7 protein-coding genes are annotated in these 6,229 nt (G+C 50.4%); 5 read left to right on the forward strand and 2 right to left on the reverse strand.

Translation table 11 applies throughout. From position 1 onward, the window contains the following. The 3 genes from Q0413_RS06010 (at position 1) to Q0413_RS06020 (ending at position 2,488) form a co-directional block, all read left to right on the forward strand. The gene (locus Q0413_RS06010; RefSeq protein ID WP_298988081.1) at positions 1 to 609 is read left to right on the forward strand and encodes an NAD(P)H-dependent oxidoreductase; all 609 of its coding nucleotides are present in this window, start codon (positions 1 to 3) and stop codon (positions 607 to 609) included. A gap of 121 nt (positions 610 to 730) precedes the next feature. Then, positions 731 to 931 carry a hypothetical protein gene (locus Q0413_RS06015; RefSeq protein ID WP_298988082.1) on the forward strand — a complete coding sequence of 67 codons (201 nt, stop codon included), beginning with the start codon at positions 731 to 733 and terminating at the stop codon, positions 929 to 931. Positions 932 to 1,195: 264 nt separating this feature from the next. Then, entirely contained in the window at positions 1,196 to 2,488 is a 1,293-nt protein-coding gene (locus Q0413_RS06020) for a hypothetical protein (protein WP_298988083.1), read from the forward strand. Positions 2,489 to 2,870: 382 nt separating this feature from the next. Here Q0413_RS06020 and kcuS read toward each other — a convergent pair whose 3' ends face one another. Beyond that, positions 2,871 to 3,086: a KCU-star family selenoprotein gene (gene kcuS, locus Q0413_RS06025; protein ID WP_298988084.1), complete on the reverse strand. Its 216-nt coding sequence runs from the start codon at positions 3,084 to 3,086 to the stop codon at positions 2,871 to 2,873. Beyond that, a complete protein-coding gene (locus tag Q0413_RS06030; protein WP_298988085.1) occupies positions 3,073 to 5,154 on the reverse strand; it encodes a carbon starvation CstA family protein in 2,082 nt (693 codons plus the stop codon). The genes kcuS and Q0413_RS06030 overlap by 14 nt, the downstream gene beginning before the upstream one ends. A gap of 372 nt (positions 5,155 to 5,526) precedes the next feature. Between Q0413_RS06030 and Q0413_RS06035 the strand changes: the two genes are divergently transcribed. Next, a complete protein-coding gene (locus Q0413_RS06035) occupies positions 5,527 to 5,715 on the forward strand; it encodes a hypothetical protein (protein ID WP_298988086.1) in 189 nt (62 codons plus the stop codon). Further along, positions 5,712 to 6,229, forward strand: a 518-nt coding sequence (locus Q0413_RS06040; protein ID WP_298988087.1) for an iron chelate uptake ABC transporter family permease subunit, incomplete at its 3' end; no start/stop codon positions are given. The genes Q0413_RS06035 and Q0413_RS06040, both read left to right, overlap by 4 nt.

The raw sequence follows: 6,229 nt of genomic DNA on the forward strand, positions 1-6,229 counted from the left end.
ATGAAACAAATCTGCATCATTTTAGCGCATCCTTACGAAAGAAGCCTAAATGCGGCGATTGCAAACGTAGCGGTAGAAAAGCTGCAAAATAGCGGCTACGAGGTTAAATTTCACGATCTATATAAGGAGAAATTTAACCCGATCCTTAGCGGCACCGAGCTCGTTAGCGACGAAAGCGACGACGAGCTGTTAAAAGTGCATCAAAAAGATATCGTAAGCGCCCACGGCATCGTGATTGTCCATCCGAACTGGTGGGGCGAGCCGCCCGCTATCCTCAAGGGCTGGATTGACCGTGTGCTAAGGCAGAGAGTAGCCTACGATTTTGCGCCGGGCGATAATGGTGGCGGGCTTCCGATAGGGCTTTTAAAGGCTAAAGCCGCCGTAGTTTTCAACACCTCCAACACTCCCAAGGCCAGAGAAAACGAGATATTCGGCGATCCGCTGGAAAGAATTTGGAAAAACTGCATTTTTGATTTTTGCGGCGTGAAAACCTTTGAGCGGCTGATGTTTAGAGTGGTCGCAGATAGCGACGAAGCTGAGCGAAAGGTCTGGTTAGAGCAGGTAGCGCAGACGCTGGATAGGTACTTTCCGAAGCAGATATCGCTTTAAATTTAAAATGCGCTGCTCGCAAAATTCGAACGGCACAGAATTTGACCGCTTGTTTTAAACAGATACGCGCCGAATTCGCTCGCACATTTGGCGCAAAATCTATGAAATTTAGGAGGCAATCATGCTTAGATTAATCGCTGTGATGGCGATTTTAGCGGTTCTCATATACTTCGTGATGGGAGGCGGCGGCAAAAAGACGATCAAAGATTACAAAAATTTCAGCCGTGAGGAGCTGGAGACTTTATGCCTCGAAAAGAACGACAAGATCGCCTGCCAGCGTATCGCCGTGGACTATATCAAAGAAAATAAACCGAAAAAATGATCTAAATTTGCGAGGCTAATTTTGTGGTTTCGCTCAAACAGCGCGCGGTTAAATTTCTTTCTAGCCCGGTCCAAACGCTACGCGGATAAATTTGCCCGCAAAGCACGGCTAAAATGTCGATTAAATCGGTACCGAGCGCCGCGCAAATAGCGTAAATTTAAAAGCAATAATTCAAGTATTAGCATGCGCGCTGAAAAACCGCTAGCGCAAATTAAAAGCAATAAATCGCGCTGTGTTCTTACGCGCAGACGGAAGGAGCGACGGATGAAAATTTTATGGCAAAGTAGGCTTCAAAACAGACTTCGCGATATCGGCGAAAACGTCCTGATAAAGGGCGATCGCGCATTTTACGTAGGCGATAACGACGAGCAAAAGCAGATGAAGCTTAGAAAATTCTCGCTCGAAAGCGGCAAGCAGCTAGCCGGCGCGCCTTTCCGCGATTTTACCCGTGCCGCGACCTTTGACGATGACGGCCGCACGCTCGTAGTTTTGGGCTTTATAGACACGATTTATAAATTTAACGCCGCGGATCTCGCGCTCATCTCAAAGCACAAGAAGGGCGTGCTAAAATACGGCAATTTTATCGCGCTAAGTAGCAAGGGCGGCGATAAAAAGGCTATTACGGCGACCGACGATACGCTTTTTATTTACGATTTTAAGACGCAGGCGGGCATGCGAAAGCGATTAAAGGGCTGCACGGCGATTTTTAAGCAGGATGAGCTAAATTTCTTGATTTTTACGCGCTCGGGTCAAATTTACGGCTTAAATTTAAGCGGTTGCGAGCTTAAAATCATCGCGAAAACTTACCCTATGACGCAGGCGCAGCGCGCGAGCGGCGGATATTGCATTCGCGTGGGCGAAGCGGGCGAAAACGGCGAAATAGAGGGAGCTAACGAGCTTGTTTTTACGGACGCAAATTTTAACGTTAAATTCCGCGTGAAGCTCGATTTTGATTTCGATAAATTCGAGCTTGCGGCGAATGGACCGGACGGCTGGCGCGGACACTTTATAAACGAGCCGAATGAGCTGAGGGTTCTTGATCTCATGCGTAGCGAGGCGGGCGGCTTCGAGCACGGCAAAACGGGCGACCTCGAGAGCGGCGAGCACGACGGCTCGGACAAATTTGCGCACGATAAAGCCGAGGAATTTAGATGCGACGAAGCGGACGAATTTAATCGCGGCGGCTCGGGCGAATTTACGCAGATCGAGGCTAGTAAATCCAGGTGCGAAGCGACGGATAAATTTGAGTACGACGAGCCCTTTAAATTTAAACTCGGCGAGCAGGTCCAATACCTTGCGACAAAGCCTGTTTTGACGCATCAATTTAAACAAAAGGGCGCGAGAATTTTAGGCGTCGTTACGGCTGCTTCCTGCCGGGCTGCGAGCGCAAAATACGAAGCGGAGCAAAAAGACGCATTTGCCGAGCAAAATTTAGCGCCCGAAGGCGGCGTCGAAAAAGAGGAGCACACGCAGCCGCATACCTGCACATGCCAGGTACTGGTAGATAACGCTTACGACGAGGATGCGGAGCAAATTCTAACCTGCTATAAGATCTAAGCCATGGTCCAAGCACACCCATATTCCTGATTTAAAATTTACAGCTGTGATTTCGCGCCTTTAATTAAGGCAGGTTTGCTAAAAATTTTGCAAAAATTTTATATAGAATTCTACCAAGACGCGGAAATACCCGTTTAAAAATTCTACGACATGCAGAGGTGAGACCATTGCAAAAAATCGCGGGTCGGCGATGAATAGGGCGCAACGGCAAGGACAAATCTCAACGCCCTAAGTACGAGCAAATTTAAAGCGCTCGAGACATGCGCAAAATTTTATCCCTAGCAGCGGGATAAATTTCATGACTCGCGCGCCCGCACCCTATCAAATTAAAATTTCAGATCAACGACGATTTGTACGGCGCGACCGCGCCCTTTCGCCGCTATCAGCACTTGACGTTTTTTGCCTTGCTATCTTGCATCGCGCGGAAAAATTCCGCCCTGCTCAGCGGGATTTCGTCCGGATGGGCGCTTCTGAAATGGCGCAGATAGCCCTCGTAATCGCCGAGCCCGATGAGCGGCGCAAGTGCGGCATCCGCGCGCGCCAAAAACCTCGCCACGGCCTTTGGAGCCGCGAGCGGATTAAATTTAAGTTTTTTCATAAACGCCCCTATCTATGTGCTCGCTTTCTGCCAGTTTAAAATACCCCTCGTTCGCGCCGCCCTTTGAAATTTTAAGGCACATTCGTATCGTTTGAGCGATGACGATGATCGTAACGACGACGAAAAGAGCACATAGTACGGCGTCGATGACGTTGTTTCTGATGATAGCCTGCGCCTTTTCGATCGCCGCAGGATCGCTTAGGCTAGCAAGCTTGGCGGCGGTATTTTGCGCGATAGCTACGTGGCTTACCGCGTCGTGCACGCGCTCGCCGTTAGCCGGCATCAGCTTCAAGATCGCCGCATAAAGCGTGGTTATAAGCACCCAGATCGCAGGAGCGATCGTGACGAAGGCGTATTTTTGCTTGCCCATTTTAAAAAGCACCACCGTCGCAAGCAGCAGCGCAATGCCCGCGAGCATCTGATTGGACGCGCCGAAAAGCGGCCACAGCGTGTAAATTCCACCCATAGGATCGGTAACGCCGCTGTAGAGCAGATAGCCCCAGCCCGCCACGCAGATCACCGTCGCGATGATGCCGTAGAGGGAATTTTTGGTATCGGAGAATGGCTTATAGACGTTGCCTAAAATTTCTTGCACCATAAAGCGCCCCGTGCGCGTGCCCGCATCGACCGCGGTTAGAATAAACAGCGCCTCAAACAAGATCGCGAAATGGTACCAAAACGCCATCAGCTCCTTGCCGCCGATGATCTGATGCAGAAGCATCGTTAGCCCCATCGCAAAGGTAGGAGCGCCGCCCGTGCGGCTCATCATCGTGGTTTCACCGACGTTTGAAGCCAAGGCGCCGATCTGCTCGGGCGTAATGCTAAATCCGATAGAATTTATATACGCCGCGGCACTTACCGCGTCTTTACCGAGTACCGCGGCAGGCGAGTTGATAGCGAAGTATTCGCCCGGGCTTAGGATGCACGCAGCCACAAGCGCCATTACGCCCACGAGGCTTTCCATAAGCATCGAGCCGTAGCCGATGAAAAGAGCGTGGGTTTCGCGCTCGAGCATCTTCGGCGTCGTGCCGCTGGAGATCAGCGCATGAAAGCCCGAGATCGCGCCGCATGCGATCGTGATAAACAAAAACGGAAATATCGGACCTGCAAAAACAGGACCCGTGCCGTCGATAAATTTCGTCGTAGCGGGCATTTTAAGCTCGGGTGCGACGAAAATTATCGCGACCGCCATACCGATGATGACGCCGAGTTTAAGGAAGGTGCTTAGATAATCGCGCGGCGCAAGCAGCAGCCACACGGGCAAGATCGCCGCAATAAAGCCGTAGCCGATCGTAAGAAGCGCGAGCGTCTCGCCCTTTAGCGAAAAGACGTCGTGCCAGTACGGATCGATCGAGACGTAATGCCCGCCCCAGAGCGAAAGCATCAGCAAAATAAAGCCGATGATCGATGCCTCGCTGACCTTGCCCGGTCGCAAGAACCTCATGTAAATTCCCATGAATACGGCGATCGGTATCGTCATCGCGATCGTAAAAAGCCCCCACGGCGAGTTAGAGAGCGCCTTTACGACGACCATCGCCAAGATCGCTACGATGATCAGCATGATGAAAAAAATCCCGATCATCGCGATACCGCCCGTGAGCTTGCCCATCTCGTCTTTTATCATCTCGCCGAGGCTCTTGCCGCCGCGTCGCGTGGAGAGCACGAGCACGATGAAATCATGCACCGCGCCTGCAAGCACGACGCCCACCAAAAGCCAAATAGTGCCGGGTAGATAGCCCATCTGTGCGGCCACTACGGGACCTACGAGCGGTCCGGCGCCAGCGATAGCGGCGAAATGGTGGCCGAAAAGGACGTATTTGTTCGTAGGGACGTAATCTCGTCCGTCGTTTCGGATCACTGCAGGAGTTGCGCGGCGATCGTCCAGCTCGAATACGCGATACGCGATAAAGCGTCCGTAGAAGGTGTATCCGATCAGATAGATGCACGCGCTGGCTACTACGAGCCAGACGGCGCTGATGCTCTCGCCTTTATTTAGCGCAAGTATGCCGAAACACCACGCCCCTATGACGGCGACCGCCGCCCAAAGGATCTTTTGCCAAAATTTCATGCTCACTCCTTAAAGCTTAGCGAGCGGCTTCGGCGCAGTTTGCCGTTTAGTAAAACGGCTTGCGCCTTTAAAGCGGGACTCGTTAAATAAAATTTAGTGCGTATTTTATCGGCGTTTTTATAATTTAAAGCTGAATCGCGAAATTAAAAAGAGCTCTTTCGACGTTTAAATTTAACGCCTAAATTTTGAATTTCAAATTTAAATAGACGGCTTGGAGTCGCGTGAAATTTTAATATCTAATCGCCCAAATTTAACCCCGCAGCTTTTAGCCGTTATGGAATTTATCGCGGTTTAAGAAATCAAGCGATAAAATCCCATGATAACGATTTTAATTTCTTAATAAAAATCGCGAATACTTTTAGGAGGAAATTTATGCCGAATCAGGTGTGCGGCTACGTACTTTTTCGCGCTGATATCAAAAGCTATGCAAGCTGCAAAAATGATGGCACCAGCCGTGAAAATTTCATGAATTCCGCGCGCATAAATTCCTGGCGCCGTTTAAATTTTAAAAATATCCGCCGCGACGAAATTTGCGCGTATAGTTCGCCTGGTGGGCTATGAGCTTTAAATTTTATCTCTTTCTAATCGCAGCTTTCATATTGCTTGCTTTAGTAGCCGTAAGTAGCGGCGGAGCGAGCATTTCGCTAGGCGATGTCGCGAAATTTTTCACCTTCGGCGAGATAGACGAGACCAAGCAGCTCATCTTGCTGCAAATGCGCCTGCCGCGCCTAGTAATGGGCATCTTAGTGGGCGCACTGCTAGCAACTTCGGGCGTGGTGGTGCAAAGCGTGTTTTTAAACCCGCTTGCGGATCCCTACATCATCGGCATCGCCTCGGCAGCGACCTTCGGCGCGGTCATAGCTTACCTGCTGGGGCTTAGCGACGTTTTTTACGGAATTTTCGCATTTTTAAGCGCAAGCGCGCTGTCGATCGTGATCTTTAAGCTCACAGCCCATACTCGCTCGATCTCTACTCTGCTGATCGTAGGTATCGCCGTATCGTCCTTTTTGGGCGCATTTACATCCTTCGCGGTCTATCTAATCGGAGAGGATAGTTTTAGGATTACGGCGTGGAT

Source organism: uncultured Campylobacter sp. (assembly GCF_938045465.1).
Lineage (GTDB): Bacteria > Campylobacterota > Campylobacteria > Campylobacterales > Campylobacteraceae > Campylobacter_B.

Excerpts from the sequence above, each read along its gene's own strand:
- Q0413_RS06010 (WP_298988081.1), top strand. The coding sequence starts at position 1 with ATGAAACAAATCTGCATCATTTTAGCGCATCCTTACGAAAGAAGCCTA.
- Q0413_RS06015 (WP_298988082.1), top strand. The coding sequence starts at position 731 with ATGCTTAGATTAATCGCTGTGATGGCGATTTTAGCGGTTCTCATATAC.
- Q0413_RS06020 (WP_298988083.1), top strand. The coding sequence starts at position 1,196 with ATGAAAATTTTATGGCAAAGTAGGCTTCAAAACAGACTTCGCGATATC.
- kcuS (WP_298988084.1), bottom strand. The coding sequence starts at position 3,086 with ATGAAAAAACTTAAATTTAATCCGCTCGCGGCTCCAAAGGCCGTGGCG.
- Q0413_RS06030 (WP_298988085.1), bottom strand. The coding sequence starts at position 5,154 with ATGAAATTTTGGCAAAAGATCCTTTGGGCGGCGGTCGCCGTCATAGGG.
- Q0413_RS06035 (WP_298988086.1), top strand. The coding sequence starts at position 5,527 with ATGCCGAATCAGGTGTGCGGCTACGTACTTTTTCGCGCTGATATCAAA.